This is a genomic window from Bradyrhizobium sp. 147 (assembly GCF_023073935.1).
Classification (GTDB): Bacteria; Pseudomonadota; Alphaproteobacteria; order Rhizobiales; family Xanthobacteraceae; genus Bradyrhizobium.
The window spans coordinates 100,656-124,348 of record NZ_JADPKL010000099.1 but is presented as its reverse complement, the minus strand read 5'-3'; the positions used below and the strand labels follow the sequence as shown (position 1 = coordinate 124,348).

Below are 23,693 nucleotides of genomic sequence, written 5' to 3'. Positions count from 1 at the left end.
ATTCATCGCCTAGCTGCATCGCAACATCGGAACTTTCGCACTGCACTACCCTCACCTATATTCATTTCAACGACGCAGCCCCGGGCAAGGGCTGAATCGAACTACAGGAGACTACCAATGCTGCTCTCGCTCATCCGCATGATCCAGGCATTCCGGGACTATCAGCGCAATGTTGCCGAGCTGTCCCAGCTCAGCGATCGCGAACTGGCCGACATCGGCCTCGATCGCTCGGATATCCCGCGCGTTGCCGCCGGCCAGTATCAGGGCTGATATCGTTCAGCCGTTCACCGGACGAACCGATAGCGCCCGCCTCGTGGGGGCGTTATCGCTTCTGATGGCAGAAAATTCGATCTCGGCGATTCCACTGGCCGCCGAAAAGCGCTACCTGTCCGCCCCATGACAGGATCCCGATCGAACATCGTGCACGTGATCGGCGCCGGCCTTGCCGGTTCCGAAGCCGCCTGGCAAGTGGCCAAATCCGGCGTGCCCGTGGTGCTGCACGAAATGCGGCCGACCCGCATGACCGAGGCGCACCGCACCGACGGGCTCGCCGAGCTTGTCTGCTCCAATTCGTTCCGCTCGGATGATGCCGCCAACAACGCGGTCGGCCTGCTGCATGCGGAGATGCGCCGGCTCGACTCGCTGATCATGCGCGCGGCCGATGCCAACCAGGTGCCCGCGGGCGGCGCCCTGGCCGTGGACCGCGACGGCTTCTCTGCGGCGGTCACCGCGGCCCTGAACGACCACCCCAAAATCGAGATCGCCCGCGGCGAGGTCGCAGGCCTGCCGCCGTCCGACTGGAGCAACGTCATCGTTGCGACCGGCCCCCTCACCTCTGCGCCGCTGGCCCATGCCATCCGCGAACTGACCGACGAAAATGCGCTCGCCTTCTTCGACGCCATCGCGCCGATCGTGCACCGCGAGTCCATCGACATGTCGGTGGCCTGGTTCCAGTCGCGCTACGACAAGGTCGGTCCTGGCGGCAACGGCGCCGATTACATCAACTGCCCGATGACCAAAGAGCAGTATGACGGCTTCGTCGCAGCGCTGATCGCCGGCGAGAAGACCGAGTTCAAGGAGTGGGAGACCAACACGCCCTATTTCGACGGCTGCCTGCCGATCGAGGTCATGGCGGAGCGCGGTCCCGAGACGCTGCGCCACGGCCCGATGAAGCCGGTTGGCCTGACCAATCCGAACGATCCGAGCACGAAGCCTTACGCAATCGTGCAACTGCGCCAGGACAACAAGCTCGGCACGCTCTACAACATCGTCGGCTTCCAGACGAAGCTGAAATATGGCGAGCAGCAGCGCATCTTCCGCACCATACCGGGACTGGAGAAGGCTGAATTCGCCCGCCTCGGCGGCCTGCATCGCAACACCTTCCTCAATTCGCCAAAGCTGCTCGACGGCCAGTTGCGCCTGCGCGCGCAGCCGCGGCTGCGCTTTGCCGGCCAGATGACGGGCTGCGAGGGCTATGTGGAATCCGCCAGCGTCGGCCTCATCGCCGGTCTCTATGCGGCCGCCGACGCGCGCGGCGAGACGCTGGCGAGCCCGCCCAGCACGACGGCGCTGGGATCGCTGCTTGGCCACATCACCGGCGGTCATATCGAAACCATCGAGGCCGGCACGCGCTCGTTCCAGCCGATGAACATCAATTTCGGCCTGTTCCCGCCGCTCGCGACCGCGCCGACAAAAAAGCCAGACGGCACGCGGCTGCGCGGCAACGAGAAGACGGTGGCCAAGAAGCAGGCGCTGAGCGCACGCGCGCTCGCCGATCTCGATCGCTGGATCGCCGACCACTTGCGCATTGCCGCCGCCGCGTGAGTTTTCGATGAGCCTCCCCCAAGACGACGCCGCGGAGCTGTCGGCGCGCTGGACCGAGGGCGTGCTGCTCAAGCGCGACGTGTTCTCGACCGTCGAGCGCGGCCGCTTCCGCAGCGAGAACGGCGAGGTCGACGCGGTGCTGCGCCGTCTCGACGAGGTGCCGTGGTGGTCGTTCCTCTTGGCACGCCACCTGTTCGCGCGCGAGAAGCATGCGCTCGCGCGCGCCAAAGGCCTCAACGTCGGTCCGGAGCTGCTATGGGCCGGACGCCGCGCGCTGGTGCGCGGCTTCGTTGATGGCGTCGCGCTGCATCTGGCCAAGCCGCATGGCGACCTCGCCTATTTCCGCTCGGCCAAGGCCGCGCTGCGGCGGCTTCGCCGCGCCGGCATCTGCCACAACGATCTCGCCAAGGAGCAGAACTGGCTGGTCGGTCGCGACGGCCGCGCCTATGTCACCGACTTCCAGCTCGCCGCCTGCTTTGCGCGGCGCGGCCGGTTCTACCGCATCCTGGCCTATGAAGATCTCCGGCACCTGCTCAAACACAAGCGCTCCTACGCGCCCGAGGCGTTGACGCCGCGCGAGCGAAAGATCCTTGCGAAGAAGTCATTCGCCGCGAGCCTGTGGCTCGCCACCGGCAAGAAGGTCTATCGCGCCATCACACGTGGCCTATTCAATTTCACCGATCGCGAGGGTGGTGGCCGCCGCCTCGTCAACGACGCGCCGGTACTGTTGGAGCTGATCCGCAAGAATCCGGCCGTGCGCGACACCGCCATCGTCGCCTTCGCCGACCGCCGCTCCGGCGTCGGGCTCTATGCCTTCGTCGAAGCCGACCAGGCCGCGCTCGAAGGCGAGCTCCGCAACGAGATTGCGGCCGCCAAGGGCCCCAAGCCGCCGGAACACATCCAGGTCGTGCACGCCCTGCCCCGCGACAGCAGCGGCAAGCCGCGCACCGAGGTCCTGCAACTGGTCGCCATGAACCAGCTCGACCTGATCGAGCCGATGATGAAGAACGACCAGGACCGTGCCTTCCTCAAGGACATCCTGGAGCAGCGTAAGAACCTGCGCGACCGCTTCAATTTCGAGGCGGACCTGCCGACGAGCTAAGGTCCCGCGCGCCTTGAAGCGTCCACAATGGCGATAGAGAAGCGGTCGGGCAAAGGCAGACTTGGTGGGGTCATGGGTGCTTGGGGAACGATGATGCATCGTGTGGTTGGCGGGGTGATCGCGGGACTTATGTTGCTGACAAGCGCGCCCGCAATGGCGGAATCCCCGGCCGAGCTGATCTCGAGCTTCCGCCTTAAGCACGGAGAGGTCCGCGTCGTGCGCGACGCCACGCTCGATCGCATCGCCATGGATCAGGCCCGCGCGATGGCGGCCAAGGACGACCTCAGCCATGACGCACTCGGCCCGTTCAACCGCCGCGTCGCTCCGGCCGGTGCGGGCCGCGCCGCCGAGAACATCGCCTATGGCTACGACAATTTCGAGAAAACCCTGGGACAGTGGATCGACTCCTCCGGGCACCGCAAGAACCTGCTGCTGCACAACGCCTCGCGCGTCGGCATCGCGAGCGCCAAGAACGCCAGCGGCAAGCGCACCTATTGGGCGATGGTGATCGCCGGCGATTACGAGCCGAAGGGCAAGAGAAAGAAAGACAAGGAGCCGCTGGTTGCCGTGAAGCGCGAGGCCGCGCCCGCAGGCAAGCCCAAATCCAGCGGCTGCCACATCAAGCTACTCAGCCTCTGCATCTGAGGCCGGGGGCAATTTCAGCCGCGGCGCGTTGCCTCGATGGCGGCGACGTCGATTTTCGTCATCCCCATCATCGCGTCGAAGCTGCGCTTGGCCTCAGGGCCGCCGGCCGCCAGCGCTTCGATCAATACACGCGGCGTGATCTGCCAGGAAACGCCCCATCTGTCCTTGCACCAGCCGCACGCACTCTCCTGCCCGCCATTGCCGACAATGGCGTTCCAGTAGCGATCTGTCTCCTCCTGATCGTCAGTGGCGATCTGGAACGAGAAGGCTTCGTTGTGCTTGAACACGGGACCGCCATTGAGGCCGAGACAAGCAACGCCAGCCACGGTGAATTCGACGGTCAAAACATCGCCCGCCTTGCCGGACGGGTAATCGCTGGGCGCGCGGTGAACGGCACTCACGGCGCTGTCTGGAAAGGTCTTAGCATAAAAGCTTGCAGCAGCCTCGGCGTCTTTGTCGTACCAGAGGCAGATCGTGTTCTTCGCCATCGCGCTTCCTTTCAGTTTCCCAAACGCCATCACGCTCTGTCAGCATAGGCATCTGGATCGGCGTGCTCCAGCCGCACCTTCCTTTGCCCGTCTTGCGCGCGTGCGTCATTGTGTCTTAGCTTCAGGACCCCAAATTGGCAGGCTCTCACTTGATCGATATCGACCAGATACGTTCCGACACGCCGGCCGCCTCCCGGCTCGCGTATCTCCACAACGCCGGCGCGGCACTTATGCCGGCGGCCGTCGTCGCGGCGATGAAGCAGCACATCGATCTGGAGAGCGATATCGGCGGCTATGCCGCCGCCGATCAGGAAGCGCGCCGCCTTGAAGCGGTCTACGGCTCGGTGGCGCGGCTGATCAATGCCGCACCGGATGAGATCGCCCTCGTGGAGAACGCAACCGTTGCCTGGCAGATGGCGTTCTATGCTCTTCAGTTTCGCAAGGGCGATCGCATCCTGACCGCAGAGGCGGAATATGCCGCCAATTATGTTGCGTTCCTTCAAGTCGCCAAACGTACAGGCGCGGTCATCGAAGTCGTGCCCAGCGATGCCAGCGGCGAGCTTGATGTTCACGCGCTCGAACGCATGCTCGACGAGCGCGTGAAGCTGATCGCCATCACCTGGGTTCCAACAAATGGCGGGCTGGTCAATCCCGCGGCGGCCGTCGGCAGGATCGCGCGGGCATACGGCATTCCCTATCTGCTCGACGCCTGCCAGGCGATCGGTCAGATGGAGGTCGATGTCGAAGCCATCGGCTGTGACATGCTGTCGGCCACGGGGCGCAAATTCCTGCGCGGCCCGCGCGGCACCGGCTTTCTCTATGTCCGCCGAGCGATGCTGCAAGGGCTCGAGCCGCCGATGATCGACCATTTCGCCGCGCCCTGGGTCTCGCGCGATGAATATCGACTCCGCGATGATGCGCGCCGTTTCGAAACCTGGGAAAACAACTACGCGGCGCGGCTCGGCCTGGGAGCTGCCGCCGATTATGCTCTCGCGATCGGCCTTGGTCCGATCGAACAGCGCTGCCGCTTGCTTGCAGACCGCCTTCGCAGTGGCCTCGCCTGCATTCGCGGCATCAAAATACGCGACCTCGGCCGCGCGCCGGGCGCCATCGTCAGCTTCACGATGGATGGGCATGAAGCGGATGCCATCGTCAGCAGCGCTGCTGCGGCCGGGATTACGATCGGCGCCTCGGATCCGTCGAGCACCCGCATCGACGCAGAAATCCGCGCGCTGCCGCCGGTCGTGCGCGCTTCTCCGCACTACTACAACACGGAAGCCGAGATCGACGGACTGATCGGGCACCTCGCGGGTTTAGCACCGCGATAGCCGGGCGCGCCGCTCACGTGCAGCGCGCGCTCAACCCGGACGCGCTGAGCCTTGCCATCACCTCGTCGAGATGGGCGCTGTCGCGGGTCTCGATGACCAGTTGTAGCAGCGTCGCCTTGGCCGGCAGGTCTGAGAACGTCCGCTGATGCGAGACCTCGATGATGTTGGCACCGGCTTCAGCGAGCAGCGCGGCCACCGCGGCCAATTGCCCGGGCCGGTCAGGAATATCGAGCGAAAGCTGGGTCAGTCGCCCCTCGCGCGCGAGTTCACGGGTCAGAACCGAGGCGATTAGCCTCGTATCGATGTTGCCGCCACTCAGCACCAGGCCCACTTTCTGGCCGGCGAAGCGGGATGGATCGGACATCAGCGCGGCAAGGCCGGCGGCACCGGCACCCTCGACCACCGTCTTCTCGATTGAGATCAGGGTCGCCACAGCGCGCTCGAGCTCCGCTTCGTTCACGAGGGCAATGTCGTCGACGAGGCGCCGGACGATCTCGGTGGTGATCTTGCCGGGCGATTTGACCGCGATGCCTTCGGCGAGCGTGTCGCCGCGCGCCGGCAGATTCCCATCATGGATGGCGTTGTACATCGAAGGATAGAGCCAGGCCTCGACGCCCAGGATTCGTAGCGACGGTTTGATGGACTTGGCGGCAATGGCGATGCCGCTGATTAGCCCGCCGCCGCCGATCGGGACGACCATCGTATCGAGTTCCGGCACTGCCTTCATCATCTCCAGCCCGACGGTGCCCTGCCCGGCGATCACCAGCGGATCGTCGTAGGGATGGACGAAGATCATGCCGCGCGCCTCACCGTGGTTCCGCGCGAACGCGGCCGCCTCCTCCAGGGTCGCGCCGGTGACCACCACCTCCGCGCCGTTGTGCTTCGTGTTTTCGATCTTCACCATGGGCGTGCCGATCGGCATGACGATGGTGGCGGGAATGTTGAGCCTTCTCGCGTGATAGGCGACGCCCTGTGCGTGGTTACCTGCCGACATCGCGATGACGCCGCGCGCACGCTCCTCCGGCGTCAGCGCGGCGAGCCGGTTGAGGGCGCCGCGCTCCTTAAACGAGGAGGTGAATTGAAGGTTCTCGAATTTGAGCCAGATGTCGCAGCCGCAGATGTTGCTCAGGGTTCGGCTGTAGCTACAGGGCGTTTCAACGACGGCACCCCGGATGGTCTCGGCGGCCGCATGGATGTCGCTTGGTGCAACCGGAAAGTCGCCGAGATCGGAGGTCAAGCTTTGGGACAAGTCAGCCATAGGACAGCATAGAGCATTTGGCCGCCTCAGGCGATAAGCCGGCTCCTATTTGGTAAATTCCCTGGAGCGCGAAGCCCGCCACAGCGTCCACAGCGTCCGCAGCCGCGAGGCCGGCGGCGGCGCGAACGGATTGCGCCCAGGTAGGGACAGGCGCTTGAGATCGGCCCGGACCTGGCTCAGCAGCAGAAACGCAGGCCGCACGGACGGCGGTACCTGCGGCAGCAGCGACGAGGCCGTGGTCAGATGCTGCCGCGCCTCGCCTGCGAGTTGATCCAGCACGGCGCGCAGACCCGGCGTCGCCTTGCCGGCGAACACATCCTCCATGTTGCAGTTGTGGCTCGCCAGAATCTGCTGTGGCAGGAACAATCGCCGGTGCGCCGCATCACGCGGCAGTTTGGCAATGACATCGACGATACCCTGGGCCAGCCCGGCATGACGGGCGAGGTGCTCGACTGACTCCGAGGGCGGCGCCATGATCCGGGCTGCGAGAGCAAACAGTGCCGATGAGGTCGCCGCCAGATAGCCCTCCAGTGCCGCCATGGTCGGCATCGGATCGTTGTAGAGATCGAACTGGTGCTCGTCGGCGAGCAGCGACAGCGGCTCGACCGGCAGGTCGTAATCGCGGATCGCGCGGAGCAACTCCGCCGCCACCGGGTTGCCCTCGGCGCTGCCATGGACATGGCCTGACAGCATGTCGGTCCACCATTGCAGGCGAATCTCGCCGGGCAAGGGTTGGCTCACCTGGTCGCGAACGCGCACGATCTCGGCATTGAACGCATAGAGCGCCAGCAGCGCGCGGCGCTCTGCGGCGGGAACGAACAGCGTCGCAACATAACGCGGAAAGTCATGGCTACGCACGAGATCGGCGCAGAAGGCAACCGAGTCGGGCGACGCCGCGGTGCTGCTCATGGCACCGCGATCAGCGCGGCCGCGACGCGGCGCCGCTCGCCGATCATGATGTTGTAGGTGCGCACAGCGGGACCGGTCTGCATCGTGTCCAGCACCACCCTCACCGCCTTCAAGGCCTGCCGCAGTTCCGGCGGCGGCAGCCAAACCCCCGTTCCGGTGCCGACCAGAAGCGTGTCGATGCTGTTGGCCGCCGCGAACACGCGATCCAGCGAATAGCGGTCAATCCTGGTGGGATCCGTCACGTCCCAGGCCCATATCGCGTCCGGCAGGCACAGCAGCGATCCCCGATGTGACATGCCGGCGAAAGCGAAGCCGCCCTTGCCATAGGCCTCAATTGGCGCCGAGCGCGGGAAGTGGGGTGCGTTGGGGTCGCCGGCCATGAGCTCCGCCCGAATTGGCTTACTACCCCCGCAAACGCGTGCGAGCGTGCGCGGTTCGGATCATGCCTTGTTTTTCTTCGCCGGCGTAGCCGTATCGGGCGCATCCTCGCGATGCTCGCCGACGCCGAGATAGATCAGAATCGGGGCCGCGATGAAGATCGAGGTGTAGGTGCCGACCAGCACCACGCCGAACATCATCACCGCGGTGAAGCTGTGGATGGCATGACCGCCGAACAGCAATAGCGCGAGCAGTGCCAGCGTCACCGTGACGTGGGTGATGATGGAGCGCGACAGCGTGGAGTTGATGGACTCGTTGAGCAGCTGCGGCATCGGCATCTTCTTGTAGCGCCGCAGCATTTCGCGGATGCGGTCGTAGATGACGACGGTGTCGTTGAGCGAATAGCCGAGAATGGTCAGCAGCGCGGCGATACTGGTCAGATCGAAATCGACCTGGCTGATCGACATGAAGCCGATGGTGAGCACGATGTCGTGCACGTTGGCGATCATCGCGCCCAGCGCAAACTGCCATTCGAATCGGAACCAGAGATAGATCAGGATCGCGATGATCGCGAGCATCAGGCCGAGCATGCCGTAGGCCAGGAGCTCACCAGACACGCGCGGGCCGACGACCTCGACCCGGCGGTATTCGACGGAATCGCCGAGCGCAGTGCGGACCTTCTGCACGGCCTCTTGCTGAGCAGCGTCGCCGCCGGGCTGCTCCGCAACGCGGATCAGAACATCCGCGGGACCACCGAATTGCTGCAGCTGGACTTCGCCGAGACGCAGGCCGTCGAGCGTCGTGCGCATCGCCGCGATGTCGGCGGTACCGGACTTGGCCTGCACCTCGAGCAAGGTACCACCGCGGAAGTCGATGCCGAAATTCAGGCCGTGGGTGAAGAACAGCGTGATCGCGACGATCGACAGCGCCGCCGAGATCGGGAAGCTGATGCGGCGGAAGCGCGTGAAGTCGAAATGCGTATCGTCCGGGACGATGCGCAGCGACGGCAAGAGGCCGAGGGCCGCGACCACGGTGAGAATGGCAATGAGGACGCCGAGCCCGATGAGAACGGTGTGAGTCACGATCAGGCTCCTAGATCGGCACGCTCTGCGGCCGCTTCCACCGCACCCACCAGGCGACGATCAGCCGGGTCAGGGTGAAGGCGGTGAACACCGTGGTGATGATGCCGATGCCGAGCGTCACGGCAAAGCCGCGCACCGGGCCGGTGCCGATGTAGAACAGCACGGCGGCAGCAATGAAGGTAGTGATGTTGGAATCGAGGATGGTCGCCAGCGCCCGCTTGAAGCCGGCGTCGATCGCCGAGATTGCGTTGCGGCCGGCGCGCAGCTCCTCGCGAATGCGCTCGTAGATCAGCACGTTGGAGTCGACGGCGATGCCGACGGTAAGCACGATGCCGGCGATGCCGGGCAGCGTCAGCGTGGCGTTGAGCAGCGACAGCAGGCCGAAGATCATCGCGACGTTGATCGCCACCGCGACATTCGCGAACACGCCGAACAGCCGGTAGGTCACAAGCATGAACACGATGACGAGGATCGACCCGACGTAGGCCGCAAGCTCACCCTTCTCGATCGAGTCCTGGCCGAGACCCGGACCGACAGTGCGTTCCTCGACCACCGTGAGCGGCGCCGGCAGCGCGCCGGCGCGCAAGAGGATCGCGAGATCGTTGGCCGATTGCACGGTGAAATTGCCGGAGATCTGGCCCTGGCCGCCGGTGATCGGCTCGCGGATGACGGGCGCCGAGATCACCTTATTGTCGAGCACGATCGCGAACGGCAGTCCCACATTCTCTTGGGTCGCCTGAGAGAATTTGCGCGCGCCCGACGTATTGAACTTGAAGCTGACGACCGGCTCACCCGTGCGCTGGTCGAAGCTTGCCTGGGCGTCGGTCAGGTCGCCGCCGGCGACCAGCACCTGCTTCTTGACCACGTAAGGTGTCGGCGGCGGGGACGCGCTCATCAACAGTTCGGATTCCGGCGGCAGCCTGCCCTGCTGCGCCTGATCCGGCGGCACGGAGGTGTCAACCATGCGGAATTCCATCTTCGCGGTCTTGCCCAGCAATTCCTTCAGGCGGGTTGGGTCCTGGAGGCCGGGGACCTGCACCAGGATGCGGTCGTTGCCCTGGCGCTGGATCACGGGTTCGACGGTGCCGAGCTCGTTGACGCGGCGTTCGACGATCTGGATCGACTGCTCGATGGTCTTGCGCATGCGATCGAGCATCGCGGCCTGCGGGATGCTCAGGCGGATCACGCCGCCACCGGCATCGGTAACCTCAAGGTCGCGCTGACCGCTCGATCCCATGAGGCCGCCCAGCGGCTGGGACAACTCCCGCAGCTTGGCGAGTGCGGCCTGCGCATCGGATTCCTTGGTGATACGAACCTCGACGGCGTCGTTGCGCACGGTAACGCCGCCGGTGAAGCCGATCTTGGCATCGCGCAGCGTCCGGCGAACGTCGTCGCGGACCTGATCGAGCCTCTCTTTCTTCACATAAGCGGAGTCGACCTCGAGCAGCAGATAGGAGCCGCCCTGGAGGTCGAGGCCGAGCACGAGCCGGCGCTGGGCCCAGGCGGGCCAGGTCTTGACCTGCGCCTCAGGAAAAAAGTTGGGGACCGCGCAGAGGCACACGATCAGCGCCGTCAGGATAATCCCGAGCGCCCTCCACCGCGTGAAATACAACATCGACTAGACCTGTCAGATCAGGAGACTTGCAGGAGACCTATAAAGATAAAGACTCGCGGGAAGCACTCACTTCGCCGTGCTGTCGTCCTTGACGCTTTCCTTGGCGGATTCTTTGGCCGGCTCGCCCTTGGCGCGCACGCCTGAGATCATCTGGCGCATCTGCCGCACGCGCACGCCGTCGGAGATTTCGAACTCGATCTGGTCGTCGTCGACGACCTTGGTGACCTTGCCGACGAGGCCGCCCGAGGTCACCACCGTGTCGCCGCGGCGGATATTCTTCACGAGATCTGCGTGGTCGCGGACCTTCTTCTGCTGCGGACGCAGAATCAGGAAGTACATGATCACGAAGATCAGGGCGAACGGCAGCAGCGACATCAACATGCTGTTGGTGTCGCCGGCGCCCGCAGCCTGGGCATACGCAGGGGTAATCAGCATTCGGACGATCCTCGTGAGAACGGGGGGAAAGCCGGTCATGCCCTCAAGGCGACCGGTTTGGTCAAATTCGCGCGGACTATAGCGGCCATTGCCCCAATTGCAACGCTGCCAGACCGCCCTTTTGGCCACCTTGCGGCGGGTCCTCAGGCCCGATAAGGCTGCGTTCTCAGGAACTTCGGACATGCCCAAAAAACCAAGCAAAAGCCCGGCGGGCAAAGGCCCCCGTACCCCTGCCAGGCCGCCTTCCGGCGTCGCGGCAAAACGTCCCAAGGCGGCCTCGAACGCGGCCTCCAAGGCAACTCTCAAGGCAATTCTTAAGTCTGCCCCAGACCTCTCGCAGGAGCGCATCGTCCGCGCGCTGGAGAGCATTGCGGCTCACCTCGCGGCCCAGGGCAGCCCAACCCTCGAACCCGAGTCGTTCGAGCGGGCGGATGCCTATGTCTGGCACCCCGACGGCCGCCTTGCAGCAGTGCCGCGGGTCAGCCGCGTCGAGCTGTTCCTGCTGAAGGGCGTCGACCGGATGCGCGACATCCTAATGGAGAACACCGAGCGCTTCGCCAATGGCCTGCCCGCCAACAACGCCCTGCTCTGGGGCGCCCGCGGCATGGGCAAGTCATCGCTGGTGAAGGCGGCGCATGCCAGCATCAACGCGGAGCGCAAACCGGCCGACAAGCTGAAGCTGATCGAGATCCATCGCGAGGACATCGAAAGCCTGCCCGCACTGATGGAGTGCTTGCGCGCCTCCTCGTTTCGCTTCATCGTGTTCTGCGACGATCTCTCCTTCGATGGCAATGATGCGTCCTACAAGTCGCTCAAGGCCGTGCTCGAAGGCGGCATCGAAGGCCGGCCCGAGAACGTCATCCTCTACGCGACCTCCAACCGCCGCCATCTGCTGGCGCGCGAGATGATCGAGAACGAGCGTTCGACCGCGATCAATCCCGGCGAAGCGGTCGAGGAGAAGGTCTCGCTGTCGGATCGCTTCGGCCTCTGGCTGGGTTTCCACCGTTGCAGCCAGGACGAATATCTCGCCATGGTGCGCGGCTATTGCAGCCATTTCGGCATCAAGGTCGACGACGAGGCGCTGGAGCGCGAGGCGCTCGAATGGTCGACCACGCGCGGCTCGCGCTCAGGCCGCGTTGCCTGGCAGTTCGTGCAGGAGCTGGCGGGCCGGCTCGGCGTGAAGCTGACCGTGAACTGAGCAAGTCGCCACATTCTCAATTGTCATCGCCCGCGAAATGTTTAGACCGGAGACATAGCTGACGCCTGTTCGGACACATCACTGACAGTTTGGTCTTTGGTCAAGTCGATTGATGCGACCTGCCAGCTGGCAAAGAAGATTCCGTAACGACCGTCTCGGTCGAGTGGCCTGACGGCCAGTTGCTCGCCGCAGAAGGCTTGAGGAACTTTCCACATTCGCCCTTTGAAGGCGATGTAGCTCCGCGTCGAGGAGACGGTGCGAACGATCTCCCCTGCGTCGTATTGGACCTTTGGCACACGTTCCGGCATGGCGCGAGAACTCGGCCGGTAGCGATCGGCGGGGATACCCATGCCGAGGCTGTCATGTGGCCGCTCCAGATTGTAGATCGTGCGCCAATTGTCGAGGGCGCGCTGAACTTCAGCCAAGGTGCGGAACGTGCGCAGGGCGAACACTTGCGCTTTCAAGCTGCGATGGAAGCGTTCGTTCTTGCCTCTGCCCTGCGGATGACGCGGCCTGGCATGGACCACCCTGACGCCGAGCTTGAGCAGCCACACCTTCAGCGCGGTCCAGCGAGCACCGGAGGTGTCGCCCCAGGGGGAGCCGTTATCGAGGTAGAAGGCCTCCGGCAGCCCATAGCATCGGAAGGTGTCAGTCAGATGCTTCTGCACGTCAGGACGCTGCTCGTTGGCGCATGCCTTAAGGCACAAGGCATAGCGCGAATGGTCATCGACCATGGTGAGCGGATGGCAACGCCTCCCGTCGGTAAGCGGCGTGTGGCCCTTGAAATCCATCTGCCAGAGCTGATTGGGTGCGTCCTTTTCGAACCGGTGGCCTGAAGGGCTCGGCGCGGCCTTTTGGCTCGGCTTGATCCGCTCGTTCCGGCACAGGATCTGATGCACCGTGGAGGGCACCGGCACGGTCGGGCCTTCGCGCTTCAGGCAATGGGCAATCTTGCGCGCTCCCCAGGCCGGATGCTTGTCACGCATGGCAAGAACCCGCGCCTCGATCTCAGGCACGCTCCGCTTGGGCATCCTCTGAGGCCGGCGGGACTGATCCGCCAGTTTCATGGTCTCCAGCCTGCCAACGCTTCAGCCATTTGTAACCCACATCAGGACTGATCCCGAACCGCCGACACAACTCCCGCCGGTTCGCTCCTTCCTGCAAAGCAGTCGCACAAACTCGCGTCGCTGATCCATTACCGACACCTCGTTCCAGGGCATGGACGGCCTCCCGAATCGACCACTCCAGCCATTTTGATGTGTCAGCTATGTCTCCGAACACCTGTCAGTGATCTGTCCGGTCTAAACAGAAAGCGGGCGATCCAGTATTCCAGAGACCTTTGTGATCGACCGAGAGGCCGCAGCATACTGGGTGTCGGGCGACAACCCCCTTATTGCGGCGGCTATTTAGGCCTCACGCCCCGTTCAGGAATTGAAGAGGATCAACCGGGCTCGATCCCTTGCGGATCTCGAAGTGGAGCTGCGGCGACGCCACCTCCCCGGATTGACCCGACTTGGCAATGATCTGACCGCGCTTGATGGTATCGCCGCGCTTCACCAGCAGCTCACTCGCATGGGCATATGCCGTGACGTAGCCGTTGGAGTGCCGAACGAGGACGAGATTGCCGTAACCTTTCAGCTCATTGCCGGAATAGGCGACGACGCCGTCTTCAGCCGCCTTCACCGGCGTCCCCTCGGGCACCGCAAGGTTGATGCCGTCATTGGACTTGCCATTGGTTTTGGCACCATAGCTCGTGACCACTTTGCCGCGCACCGGCCAGCGGAAGGTCGGCAGCGAGCCGGTGGCCTCCGCAGCCTTCGCCGGCGTCTCGGCGGCCTTCTCTTCGACATTGGCCGTGGCTTGGGCGAGGCGCGCACTCTGCACGGGCGCGGCGGCAGCGGTCATCTTGGTGGCGGGCGCCGGAGCGGCCGCGACGGGCTGGAGCGCTCCTGCAACCGGGGCGGCCGCGACTGGAGTCGCAGCAGCCGGCGCCGCGACGGCGGCGGCCTTGGCACCGGGCACGGTCAGCTTGGTGCCGAGCTTGAGCTTGGCCGAGGGCTCGAGACCATTGGCGCGCGCCAGCTCGGCCGCGGAGATGTGGTTCTTGCGGGCGATGCTGGCGAGCGTGTCGCCGCGATTGACGAAGTGCGTGCTCGGCGGCGCAGCGACAACGGCAACCGGCTTCGTCGCAGGCGCCGCCGCGACGGGAGCCATCGCGGGCGCAGCGGCCGTGCCCGCATGCGGAATGATCAGCTGCTGGCCGGGCGAGAGCGTACGCGGTCCCTTGTAGCCGTTGGCGGCGAGGATCGCCTGCGGGGTGACATGATAGCGCTTGGCGAGCACGTCGAGCGTGTCGCTGGTGCCGACGATGATCTTGGTGCCGCCAGCCGGTTGGGCCGCTGCAACGGAGCGCGGCGGCACGGTCGCCGTCGTCTCGAGATGCGGCTGCGCCGGCGCCGCAAAGGAGCCGACGCCGCGCCCGCCGCCGGACACTCCGCCGCCAGAGGCGACGGGATAGGATTGCGGGGCGGACACCGCCGGCGGCGGCAGGGGTTGGGACTGGTTGGAGCCAGGCTGCGTCTGCGGCCGCGCATATTGCGGCAGCTCACGTTGCGGCGGTGGCGCCTGCTGCACCGAGCCAGTGGATTCCGAGGCGAAAGGATTGGAGAAATTCGATTGGGACAGCCGCGACGACATGTCGGCGCTGCACCCCGCAAAACTGATGGAGATCAGCGCCAGCACCGCGACCTGCGGCACGCGGCGCGAGTAAAGCAACTCGGCGACAGCGGACATGGTTACTCACTCGTACGCAACAGAACTGGTGTTTTAAGTAAACACGCGCCGAGTAAATAACGGCTTAACCCTCCCAATAAGATGTTGGTGGCGCAGCCAATCCGGAGTTCTACAGCTCCCGCGCCACGCCAGGCAGCGCCGGTACGAAGCGGACCTCAACGAGTTCCTTGCGCTCGATCCCCGCCTCGGTCCGGCTGAGGCGAGTCAGCGTCTGCACCCCCTGATGCGGTCCGACCGGTGCGATCAGGATGCCTCCGACATCCAGCCGCTCGATCAGGTTCTCTGGAATTTGCTCCATCGCGGCGGTGACGATGATGCGGTCGAACGGGCCGATATTGGCCGGCAAATTGAGGCCGTCGCCCAGCATCACCTCGACATTGTGGCAGCCGAGCTCTTCGAGCCTGGTGCGTGCGGTGTCCGCGAGCTTGCGGTAGCGCTCGACCGTGAGTACCTGCCCTGCGAGCCGCGACAGCACGGCGGCCTGATAACCGGAGCCGGTGCCGATCTCGAGCACGCGGTGCCGCTTCTGGAGCTGGAGCTGTTCGGTCATGTAGGCGACGACGAAGGGCTGGCTGATGGTCTGCCCGCAGGCGATCGGCAGCGCACTGTCGCGATAGGCGCCGTCGCGGTCGGCGTCGTCGACGAACAGCTCGCGGGGCACCTCCTCCATAGTCCGCAGCACGGCTTGATTGCTGATGCCCCGGCGCCTCAGCGTGAGCTGAAACATCATCTTTTCCGGCGGAGGTTGATGGCTGGTCATCGTTGCCAGTGCTGTCTTGTCAGGCCCGTTCGGGCCAACCCGGGCGCGAGAATCTTGTTCCTTGGCCGGGAACTCATGCTACCATTCGGCTGGATATTTGATCGCGGATTGGCGTGCAACAACCAGTCGTGATCGCCATCTTCAGGCGCCCGTTCGTCAAAACGCGCATTGCGTCGATTCATGTTATCTGCGAACGTTTTTGGCAATGGGCAAGGACTCAATCATGACCGCGACGGGGCTTTCCGGCCGCTCTGTATTCCTCGTCGAGGACGAGGTGATGATCAGGATGATGGTTGCGGACATGCTCGAAGAGCTCGGCTACAAGGTCGCAGCCGAAGCCGGCGATATCACCGAGGCCATGCGGCTCGCCCAGGCGACCGAGTTCGACATCGCCATTCTCGACGTCAACGTCAACGGCAAGGTCATTTCTCCGGTTGCCGACGTGATCAAGGCGAAAGGCTGCCCGTTCATCTTCGCCACCGGCTACGGCTCCTCCGGCCTGCCCGAACAGTACCGCGATCGGCCGGCGCTCCAGAAGCCGTTCCAGCTCGACGCGCTCGGCAAGACCATCGAAGCCGCGCTTCGCGGCGGCTAGGCGCTACTTCAGCGTCGCGCTCAATTCTTCTGAAAACGCTTCGTTGGTGCGATCGAGCCTGAGCGGCGTGACCGAGACGTAGCGCTCGCGAAGTGCTGCGAGATCGGTGCCGTCTGCGGGCGTGTCCATCATCGCCGTGCGCTCGAAGCCGATCCAGAAATAGGGATTGCCGCGGCCGTCCCTGCGCTCGTCGATCCTGAGGAAGCCGAGATTGCGCTTGCCCTGACGCGTGACGCGGATGCCGAGCACATCCTCCGGCGCACACGACGGGAAGTTGACGTTGATCACCGTGTCCTTCGGAATGCCGGCGGCGATCACCTTGCGCAGGATGTCGGGCCCGAACTTGAGGGCGGTGTCCCACGGCGGCCGCTCGCGGGTTTCGACGCTGAATTCCTGCGACAGCGCGAATGAAGGCAGCCCCAGGATGGTGCCCTCCAGCGCGCCGGCGATGGTGCCGGAATAGACCACGTCCTCGGCGACGTTACGCCCCTTGTTGACGCCCGAGAGCACGACGTCCGGCAATTTTGGCCCGAGGATGTGGCGCGCGCCCATGATGACGCAGTCGGTCGGCGTGCCGCGCACGGCGAAGTGCCGCGGCCCGACCTCGCGCAGGCGCAGCGGATCGTTCAGCGACAGGGAATGCGATACGCCGGACTGGTCGAGCTCCGGTGCCACGACCCAGACGTCGTCCGACAAGGCGCGCGCGATCTCCTCCACGACCTTGAGCCCGGGGGCGTGGATGCCGTCGTCATTGGTGCAGAGAATACGCATGCGAAAGGTCGATTCCAGAAAGCGGGTCTGAGCCGTCTTATCCGGCTATGCCCAATCAGGCAAACCGGCCGGTTGGGCCCGGCGGCCAGGTTCCGGCTTCATTCTGCTACCGGCGGATGCGCCATTGCGGCAGAAAACGCGCCAGCCGGCCCTCGGTACGCAGCTGCATCGCCGGCACAACGGGGCTCACGGCGGGAGTCTCGATGACGCCGAGCGCCACCAGCTGCGCGACGAACGGCTCGGACGCCGGCGCCTGCGGGAAGCGTTCGCGCGCCACGGCCAGCGCCTTGTCGAAATCCGCAGTATTGACTCCAGGCTTGGCCCGCCGGCTACCCACGAGATCGTCGTCCCAGAGCCGCGCGATCTCGATGTCGAGCGCGCCGCGCAAGCGCTGATCGACGGCCTGGATGCCGGCACCCGTCACCGCCCATTGTCGGCCGACCCAGAAGATGTCGCGGTGCAAGGCCATGAAGGGTAGGTTCGCGTTGCGGGGCCGGCAGGATAGCCGGCCGGGCGACCTTCGCAACCCTAGTCGCGCGCGATCACCTTCAGCCCGCCCATATAGGGCTGGAGCACACTGGGAATCGCGATCGAGCCGTCCTCCTGCTGATAGGTCTCCATCACCGCGATCAGCGCGCGGCCGACCGCGGTGCCGGAGCCGTTCAGCGTGTGCACGAAGCGCGGCTTGCCGTCCGGCCCGCGCGAGCGCGCATCCATGCGCCGCGCCTGAAAGTCGCCGCAGACCGAGCAGCTCGAGATCTCGCGGAACATGCCGCCGTCGCCCTGCCCGGGCATCCAGACCTCGATGTCATAGGTTTTCTGCGACGAAAATCCCATATCTCCTGCGCAGAGCGTCATCACGCGATAATGCAGGTCGAGCTTCTGCAACACCTGCTCGGCGCAGGACAGCATCCGCTCCAGCTCGTCCTTGCTGGTCTCGGGCGTCGTGATCGAGACCAGCTCGACCTTGGTGAACTGATGCTGGCGGATCATGCCGCGGGTGTCGCGCCCGGCGGCGCCCGCCTCGGCGCGGAAGCACGGCGTGAGCGCGGTGAGGCGCATCGGTAATTGCTTTTCGTCGAGAATGGATTCGCGCGCGAGGTTGGTGAGCGACACTTCTGCGGTCGGGATCAGACCGAGGCGCTCGGTCTTCAGCCGCTCATGGTCGGGCGCAGCCAGCAGTTCGCCCTTGATCGCCCAGAACTGATCGTCCTCGAATTTCGGCAGCTGCCCGGTGCCGAACATCACCTCGTTGCGCACCAGAAGCGGCGGATTGATTTCGGTGTAGCCGTGCTCGGTGGTGTGCAGGTCGAGCATGAACTGGCCGATGGCGCGTTCGAGTCGCGCCAGCCCCTTCTTCAGCACGACGAAACGCGCCCCGGAGAGTTTTGCCGCCGCCTCGAAATCCATGTAGCCGAGCGCGGTGCCGAGATCGTCATGCAGCTTCGGGGCAAATGCGTAGTTGCGCTTGTTGCCGAATACGTGGTGCTGCACGTTGCCGCGCTCGTCGACACCGTCGGGCACGTCATCGAACGGAATGTTCGGAATCGCCGACAGCTCTTTCGTCAGCTCCTCGTCGGCAGCCTTGGCCGCGGCTTCGAGCTGCGGCATCGTCGTCTTGAGCTCGGCCACTTCAGCCATCAGCTTGGCAGCGCGCGCCTCGTCCTTGGCTTTCTTGGCATCGCCAATTTCTTTCGAGGCCGCGTTGCGTCGTGCCTGCGCCTGCTCCGACGCCAGGATCGCCGCGCGCCGCTTCTCGTCAATCGCGAGCAGCGAGGCCGACATCGGCTTCAGGCCGCGCCGTGCGAGGCCGGCGTCGAAGGCTTGCGGATTGTCGCGGATCGATTTGATGTCGTGCATGGCTGTCTTCCCGTCATGGCCGGTTTATCCCGGCCATCCACGTATCTGCAGCCTTAGATCAAGTCGTGGATGCCCGGGTCAAGCCCGGGCATGACGAATCATGGGCTAAGCGACGCTATGATAAAGCGAAAGTGCCCCTACTCCGCCGGCTTGGCCGGCGTCGACACGTCGGTGCCCGTGGCGGCCTGCGAGGCCGCCGCTTTCTTCTCCACCATCGCCACCGCGATGATCGAGCCCTCGTAGAGCGCCAGCAAGGGGATCGCCAGCGAGCACTGACTTAGCACGTCAGGCGGCGTCAGCACGGCCGCGATGACGAAGGCGATGACGATGAAATAGCGGCGCTTCTCGCGCAGCATCTTCGAGGTGACGATCCCGATCCGCCCGAGCAGCGTCAGGATCACCGGAAGCTGGAAGGCGATGCCGAAGGCGAAGATCAGCGACATCATCAGCGAGAGATATTCGCCGACTTTGGGCAAGAGCTGGATCTGCGCGGTCTCGTCGCTGCCGGCCTGCTGCATGCCGAGCGAGAAGCGGACCAGCATCGGCAGGACGACGAAATAGACCAGCGCTGCACCCAGCACGAAGAAGAACGGGGTTGCGACCAGATACGGCAGGAAGGCCTGCTTCTCGTGCTTGTAGAGACCGGGCGCCACGAACTTGTAGATCTGCGTCGCGACGATCGGGAACGAAATGAAGCCGGCGCCGAACAGCGCGAGCTTGAGCTGAGTGATGAAATATTCCAGCAGCGCCGTGTAGATGAATTTGGAATTCTCGGGACCCGCGACCCACACGAACGGCCAGACCAGCACGTTGTAGATCTGCTTGGCGAAGAAGAAGCAGAAGATGAAGGCAACGCCGAATCCGAGCAGCGCCTTGATCAGCCGCGACCGCAGCTCGATCAGATGGTCCATCAAAGGGGCTTTGCTGGCCTCGATATCGGCGTCGGTCATGACGCTTTGACGTCCTTGATCGCCTCGGATGGCAAGGTGTCTTGCACGACCTGGGCCTGCTTGACCTCACGGGTGATCGCAAGCGGCTCGTTCGCTGCTGCATGCGCCTCGGCTTCCATGAAGGTCGCGGGCGTCGGCGCTTCCGGTGTCGTTGGCGTTACCGGCGCTTCACTCGACGTCGCCGGCGCTTCACTTGAAGTCGCCGCCGGTTCGACGGCGCCACTGGCTGGCGTCTCGGCCGGCTTGTCGAGCGCATCGACGCGTAGCGCGTCGCTGACATCCTTCTGAAGCGAAGTCAGAGGATTGAAGCCGGTCGCGGCTTCCTTGACCTCGTCGAAACTCTTCTTGAGGTCGGCCATCTCGGCCTCGCGCATCGCTTCCTGGAACTGGCCCTGGAATTCGGCGGCCATCTTGCGGGCCTTGCCCATCCACTGCCCAACCATGCGCAGCACGCCCGGCAGCTCCTTCGGGCCGATGGCGATCAGGGCCACGACCCCGATGAGGACCAGTTCACTCCAGCCGATGTCGAACATGAGGTCTTCCGTTCACGCCAGCCGCAACCGGCCCAATCCATTGCGCGCAGGATCGGGGCCGCTACCCGCGTTCTCGCGTGCTCTCCGGCTCAGACGGCCTTGCTGCCGACGTCGGACCGTGCCGCGTTCGGTGCGGCATTGTTGTGCTCGATGGACTTGGCCGGCTCGGGCTTGTCGGCGGGCTTGTCGTCGTCCTGCATGCCCTTCTTGAACGCCTTGATGCCCTGCGCCACGTCGCCCATCAGATCCGAAATCTTACCGCGGCCGAACAGCAGCAGGACCACTGCGATCACCAAGATCCAGTGCCAAATGCTGAGTGAACCCATCCTGCAACCCTCCAACGCGCATGTGCCGGGGACCCGGCCGATCTTTACCGAAACCTAGGCTTGGCGGGTGTCAAAAACAAGGACCAAGGCAGCGCCAATTCGCTGTCGGCGCTACGTAAATTTGCTAGTGTTAACCGGTCGCAGGGCCCGTACACGGACGGGCATCACTCCTGGCCGCCAGCTTGGCTGCCACCCTCATCGCCGCTTTCCGGCGTCTCCGGCTCGACCGCGGGCGCCAGCGCCAGATCGAGGTGCTCGCCCGGTTCCAACGGATCCTCGTCCTCACGCAGCGTCGGGTCGTCCGACGGCGTCGGCACGCTGAATCCGGTCGGCAGGCGCGAATCCAGCAGGCCAGTGCCCTTGAGCTCTTCGAGGCCCGGCAGGTCGCCGAGCTGTTCCAAAGTAAACTGCGACAGGAACTCCTCGGTGGTGCCGAAGGTCAGCGGGCGACCGGGCGTCTTGCGCCGGCCGCGCGGCTTGATCCAGCCGGTCTCCAGCAGCACATCCAACGTGCCCTTCGAGGTGACGACGCCGCGGATCTCCTCGATCTCGGCGCGCGTCACCGGCTGGTGATAGGCGATGATCGCCAGCACCTCGATCGCCGCACGCGACAGACGCCGGGTCTCGGTGCTCTCCCGCGTCATCAGCCAGGCGAGATCGCCGGCGGTGCGGAAGGTCCATTTGTTGGCGACGCGTACGAGGTTCACGCCACGCGACGCATAGTCGGCCTGCAGCTGCTCAAGCGCGGCCTTGACGTCCACACCGTCTGGCATCCGCTTGGCCAGCGTCGCGGTATCCAGCGGTTCACTCGAGGCAAACAGGAGCGCTTCCAGCAGCCGCAATTCCTCCGGCCGTGCCTGGGATTCGTTCTCCATCGGCTCGGCCTCTTCTACCCGCGCTTCAGCCAGGCTTGCCATGGCAGATCCTCCTTCTTGCACTTAACCGACCGGCGCATCGGGCGCAGGAGCTGCGTCCGGAACCGGTTTAGGACGCCCCTTCCGGAAATAGATGGGCGCAAACGCCTCTTTCTGGTTCAGCTCGAGCTGACCTTCGCGCACCAGTTCGAGCGCGGCGGCGAAGCTCGAAGCGAACACCGTCGCGCGCTGCGTCGGATCGGCGACATGCCGGATCAGGAAGTCGTCGAGAACGCCCCAATCATCCTGTTCGCTGATGCTGCCGACCAGCCGTTCCAGCGTGGCGCGCGCTTCGGCGAGCGACCACACCGTACGCTTGGCCAGATGCACGCTCGCCAGCACGCGCGATTGGCGCTGCGCGGCATAGGCGGTGAGCAGGTCGTACAGCGTCGCCGTGTATTTCGGATGCTTGATCTCGGCGATGTGCTCGGGCTCGCCGCGCGGAAAGATGTCGCGCTGCAATTGCGGCCTGTTCATCAGCCGATTGGCGGCTTCGCGAATGGCTTCCAGCCGGCGCAGGCGGTTGGCGAGCGCAGTCGCCATCTGCTCCGCGCTCGGGCCTTCCGCACTCGGCGGCTCCGGCAGCAGCAGGCGCGACTTTAGGAAGGCGAGCCAGGCCGCCATCACGAGATAGTCAGCAGCGAGCTCCAGCCGGATTTTCCGCGCAGCCTCGATGAAGTGGAGGTACTGGTCGGCCAGCGCCAGAATCGAAATCTTGGCGAGGTCGACCTTCTGCTGCCGCGCCAGTGCGAGCAACAGGTCGAGCGGGCCCTCATAACCTTCGACGTCCACGACCAACGCCGGCTCACCCTCGGCAAGCTCTGCGGGCCGCCCGGTTTCGAAGGATAGGATTTCTGCGGTCATGCGGATGCCGTGTTTGCCCGTGCGATCAATGCGTCCAGTTCTGCGCGTGCGGCCGCCCGGTCCAGCGGCTGCGGCGGCTTGCGTGCGGCGAGCGCGGCTTTCGCCCGCTCCAGTGCTCTGCCGGACAGTTCGGGTGTCTGGCGGGCGACGTCGCGCATCTCCTCGATGTTGCCGTTGCAATGCAGGGCCACGTCGCAGCCAGCCGCGAAGATGGCGCGGGTCCGCTCGGCGATATTCCCCGACAGCGCGTTCATCGACACGTCATCACTCATTAACAAACCCTGGAACCCGATTGTGCCGCGAATCACGTCAGCAATCATTGTCGCAGATGTCGTCGCCGGTTGGGCGGCGTCGATCGCGCTAAACACAACATGTGCAGTCATGGCCATCGGCAGGTCCGACAGCGGCTTGAACGCGGCGAAATCGGAACGTTCCAGCTCGTCCCGCGGCGTGTCGACCGTCGGCAGCTTGAAATGGGTGTCGGCAGTGGCGCGGCCATGACCGGGAATGTGCTTGAGAACCGGCAGCACGCCGCCCTGCTCCAGCCCCTCGGTGACCGCGCGCGCAATCGCGGCAACCTTGCCCGGCTCCGTGCCATAAGCCCGGTTGCCGATAACGGCATCCGCACCCGGCACCGGCACGTCAGCGAGCGGCAGGCAATCCACGGTAATGTCGAGATCGGCGAGATCGGCCGCGATCAGGCGGGCGCTCAGGCGCGCCGCAGTGAGCCCGAGCGCCGAATCAGTGTCGTACAGATTCGCGAATACGGCTCCCGGCGGATAGAGCGGCCAGTGCGGCGGCCCTAGCCGCTGCACCCGTCCGCCCTCCTGATCGATCAGGACGGGCGCGTCGGCAGCACCCGCCACCGCCCGCAATTCCGCAACCAATGCAGCAACTTGAGCCGGTGTCGCGATATTGCGCTTGAAGAGGATGAAGCCCCATGGACGTTCGGCACGGATAAACTCCCGCTCGGCGGCGGTCAGTTCCGTTCCGGTTACGCCGGTAATGAAGGCCCGCGTGCTCATAACGGCCGATTAACCTTGCCCCGCGAGGGGGTCAAGGAAA

Annotated in this window: 25 protein-coding genes and 1 pseudogene; 7 read left to right on the top strand and 19 right to left on the bottom strand. The window is 64.8% G+C overall.

Annotation, left to right across the window (positions count from 1 at the left end):
• Positions 1–117 precede the first annotated feature (117 nt).
• The 4 genes from IVA87_RS26400 to IVA87_RS26385 all read left to right on the top strand — a co-directional run bounded on the left by IVA87_RS26400 (position 118) and on the right by IVA87_RS26385 (position 3,571).
• Entirely contained in the window at positions 118–270 is a 153-nt protein-coding gene (locus IVA87_RS26400; RefSeq protein ID WP_007590701.1) for a DUF1127 domain-containing protein, read from the top strand.
• Positions 271–396: 126 nt separating this feature from the next.
• On the top strand, positions 397–1,824 hold the full coding sequence (trmFO, locus tag IVA87_RS26395) for a methylenetetrahydrofolate--tRNA-(uracil(54)-C(5))-methyltransferase (FADH(2)-oxidizing) TrmFO (RefSeq protein ID WP_247295245.1): 1,428 nt from the start codon (positions 397–399) through the stop codon (positions 1,822–1,824).
• A gap of 7 nt (positions 1,825–1,831) precedes the next feature.
• Complete coding sequence (locus IVA87_RS26390) at positions 1,832–2,926, top strand: serine/threonine protein kinase (protein WP_247295247.1); 1,095 nt, start codon at positions 1,832–1,834, stop codon at positions 2,924–2,926.
• 93 nt (positions 2,927–3,019) lie between these two features.
• Positions 3,020–3,571, top strand: coding sequence for a CAP domain-containing protein (locus IVA87_RS26385; RefSeq protein ID WP_247335732.1), 552 nt, complete (start codon positions 3,020–3,022; stop codon positions 3,569–3,571).
• Positions 3,572–3,585: 14 nt separating this feature from the next.
• Here the strand turns inward: IVA87_RS26385 and IVA87_RS26380 are convergent, their stop codons facing one another.
• Entirely contained in the window at positions 3,586–4,059 is a 474-nt protein-coding gene (locus IVA87_RS26380) for a VOC family protein (RefSeq protein WP_247335718.1), read from the bottom strand.
• A 149-nt stretch (positions 4,060–4,208) separates the two neighbouring features.
• Here IVA87_RS26380 and IVA87_RS26375 point away from each other — a divergent pair, with 149 nt between their 5' ends.
• Positions 4,209–5,387 carry an aminotransferase class V-fold PLP-dependent enzyme gene (locus tag IVA87_RS26375; RefSeq protein WP_247295253.1) on the top strand — a complete coding sequence of 393 codons (1,179 nt, stop codon included), beginning with the start codon at positions 4,209–4,211 and terminating at the stop codon, positions 5,385–5,387.
• A 13-nt stretch (positions 5,388–5,400) separates the two neighbouring features.
• Here IVA87_RS26375 and IVA87_RS26370 read toward each other — a convergent pair whose 3' ends face one another.
• From IVA87_RS26370 to yajC, 6 genes are all read right to left on the bottom strand, one after another.
• A complete protein-coding gene (locus tag IVA87_RS26370; protein ID WP_247295255.1) occupies positions 5,401–6,645 on the bottom strand; it encodes a threonine ammonia-lyase in 1,245 nt (414 codons plus the stop codon).
• Between the two features lie 45 nt (positions 6,646–6,690).
• Positions 6,691–7,554, bottom strand: coding sequence for a phytoene/squalene synthase family protein (locus tag IVA87_RS26365; RefSeq protein WP_247295257.1), 864 nt, complete (start codon positions 7,552–7,554; stop codon positions 6,691–6,693).
• Entirely contained in the window at positions 7,551–7,934 is a 384-nt protein-coding gene (locus IVA87_RS26360; RefSeq protein ID WP_148777937.1) for an MTH938/NDUFAF3 family protein, read from the bottom strand. The genes IVA87_RS26365 and IVA87_RS26360 overlap by 4 nt, the downstream gene beginning before the upstream one ends.
• 60 nt (positions 7,935–7,994) lie before the next feature.
• A complete protein-coding gene (gene secF / locus IVA87_RS26355) occupies positions 7,995–9,014 on the bottom strand; it encodes a protein translocase subunit SecF (RefSeq protein WP_247276025.1) in 1,020 nt (339 codons plus the stop codon).
• Positions 9,015–9,024: 10 nt separating this feature from the next.
• A complete protein-coding gene (gene secD, locus IVA87_RS26350) occupies positions 9,025–10,629 on the bottom strand; it encodes a protein translocase subunit SecD (protein ID WP_247295260.1) in 1,605 nt (534 codons plus the stop codon).
• 66 nt (positions 10,630–10,695) lie between these two features.
• Positions 10,696–11,064 carry a preprotein translocase subunit YajC gene (yajC, locus tag IVA87_RS26345; protein WP_247295263.1) on the bottom strand — a complete coding sequence of 123 codons (369 nt, stop codon included), beginning with the start codon at positions 11,062–11,064 and terminating at the stop codon, positions 10,696–10,698.
• Positions 11,065–11,245: 181 nt separating this feature from the next.
• Between yajC and IVA87_RS26340 the strand changes: the two genes are divergently transcribed.
• Positions 11,246–12,262: an ATP-binding protein gene (locus IVA87_RS26340; RefSeq protein ID WP_247295265.1), complete on the top strand. Its 1,017-nt coding sequence runs from the start codon at positions 11,246–11,248 to the stop codon at positions 12,260–12,262.
• Between the two features lie 41 nt (positions 12,263–12,303).
• On the opposite strand, the pseudogene IVA87_RS26335 reads toward IVA87_RS26340, so the two are convergent.
• The 3 genes and pseudogenes from IVA87_RS26335 to IVA87_RS26325 form a co-directional block, all read right to left on the bottom strand.
• Positions 12,304–13,482: pseudogene (locus IVA87_RS26335) on the bottom strand (IS481 family transposase).
• A gap of 193 nt (positions 13,483–13,675) precedes the next feature.
• Complete coding sequence (locus IVA87_RS26330; RefSeq protein ID WP_247335716.1) at positions 13,676–15,055, bottom strand: peptidoglycan DD-metalloendopeptidase family protein; 1,380 nt, start codon at positions 15,053–15,055, stop codon at positions 13,676–13,678.
• A 109-nt stretch (positions 15,056–15,164) separates the two neighbouring features.
• Positions 15,165–15,815, bottom strand: coding sequence for a protein-L-isoaspartate(D-aspartate) O-methyltransferase (locus IVA87_RS26325; protein ID WP_247335715.1), 651 nt, complete (start codon positions 15,813–15,815; stop codon positions 15,165–15,167).
• A gap of 223 nt (positions 15,816–16,038) precedes the next feature.
• Between IVA87_RS26325 and IVA87_RS26320 the strand changes: the two genes are divergently transcribed.
• Positions 16,039–16,410, top strand: coding sequence for a response regulator (locus IVA87_RS26320; protein ID WP_008547195.1), 372 nt, complete (start codon positions 16,039–16,041; stop codon positions 16,408–16,410).
• Positions 16,411–16,413: 3 nt separating this feature from the next.
• Here the strand turns inward: IVA87_RS26320 and surE are convergent, their stop codons facing one another.
• From surE to nagZ, 9 genes are all read right to left on the bottom strand, one after another.
• Complete coding sequence (gene surE, locus IVA87_RS26315) at positions 16,414–17,181, bottom strand: 5'/3'-nucleotidase SurE (protein ID WP_247295273.1); 768 nt, start codon at positions 17,179–17,181, stop codon at positions 16,414–16,416.
• 106 nt (positions 17,182–17,287) lie between these two features.
• Positions 17,288–17,650: a hypothetical protein gene (locus IVA87_RS26310; protein WP_247295275.1), complete on the bottom strand. Its 363-nt coding sequence runs from the start codon at positions 17,648–17,650 to the stop codon at positions 17,288–17,290.
• A gap of 59 nt (positions 17,651–17,709) precedes the next feature.
• Positions 17,710–19,041, bottom strand: coding sequence for a serine--tRNA ligase (gene serS, locus IVA87_RS26305; protein ID WP_247295277.1), 1,332 nt, complete (start codon positions 19,039–19,041; stop codon positions 17,710–17,712).
• Between the two features lie 137 nt (positions 19,042–19,178).
• Entirely contained in the window at positions 19,179–19,991 is an 813-nt protein-coding gene (gene tatC, locus IVA87_RS26300) for a twin-arginine translocase subunit TatC (protein WP_247295280.1), read from the bottom strand.
• Entirely contained in the window at positions 19,988–20,524 is a 537-nt protein-coding gene (tatB, locus tag IVA87_RS26295; RefSeq protein ID WP_247335714.1) for a Sec-independent protein translocase protein TatB, read from the bottom strand. Before tatB ends, tatC begins: the two co-directional genes overlap by 4 nt.
• Before the next feature lie 89 nt (positions 20,525–20,613).
• On the bottom strand, positions 20,614–20,850 hold the full coding sequence (locus tag IVA87_RS26290; protein ID WP_247335713.1) for a twin-arginine translocase TatA/TatE family subunit: 237 nt from the start codon (positions 20,848–20,850) through the stop codon (positions 20,614–20,616).
• A 164-nt stretch (positions 20,851–21,014) separates the two neighbouring features.
• Positions 21,015–21,767 carry an SMC-Scp complex subunit ScpB gene (gene scpB / locus IVA87_RS26285; protein ID WP_247295287.1) on the bottom strand — a complete coding sequence of 251 codons (753 nt, stop codon included), beginning with the start codon at positions 21,765–21,767 and terminating at the stop codon, positions 21,015–21,017.
• A gap of 21 nt (positions 21,768–21,788) precedes the next feature.
• Positions 21,789–22,628, bottom strand: a complete 840-nt coding sequence (locus IVA87_RS26280) for a ScpA family protein (RefSeq protein WP_247276012.1) — start codon at positions 22,626–22,628, stop codon at positions 21,789–21,791.
• Entirely contained in the window at positions 22,625–23,653 is a 1,029-nt protein-coding gene (gene nagZ, locus IVA87_RS26275; RefSeq protein ID WP_247295290.1) for a beta-N-acetylhexosaminidase, read from the bottom strand. Before nagZ ends, IVA87_RS26280 begins: the two co-directional genes overlap by 4 nt.
• Positions 23,654–23,693 lie beyond the last annotated feature (40 nt).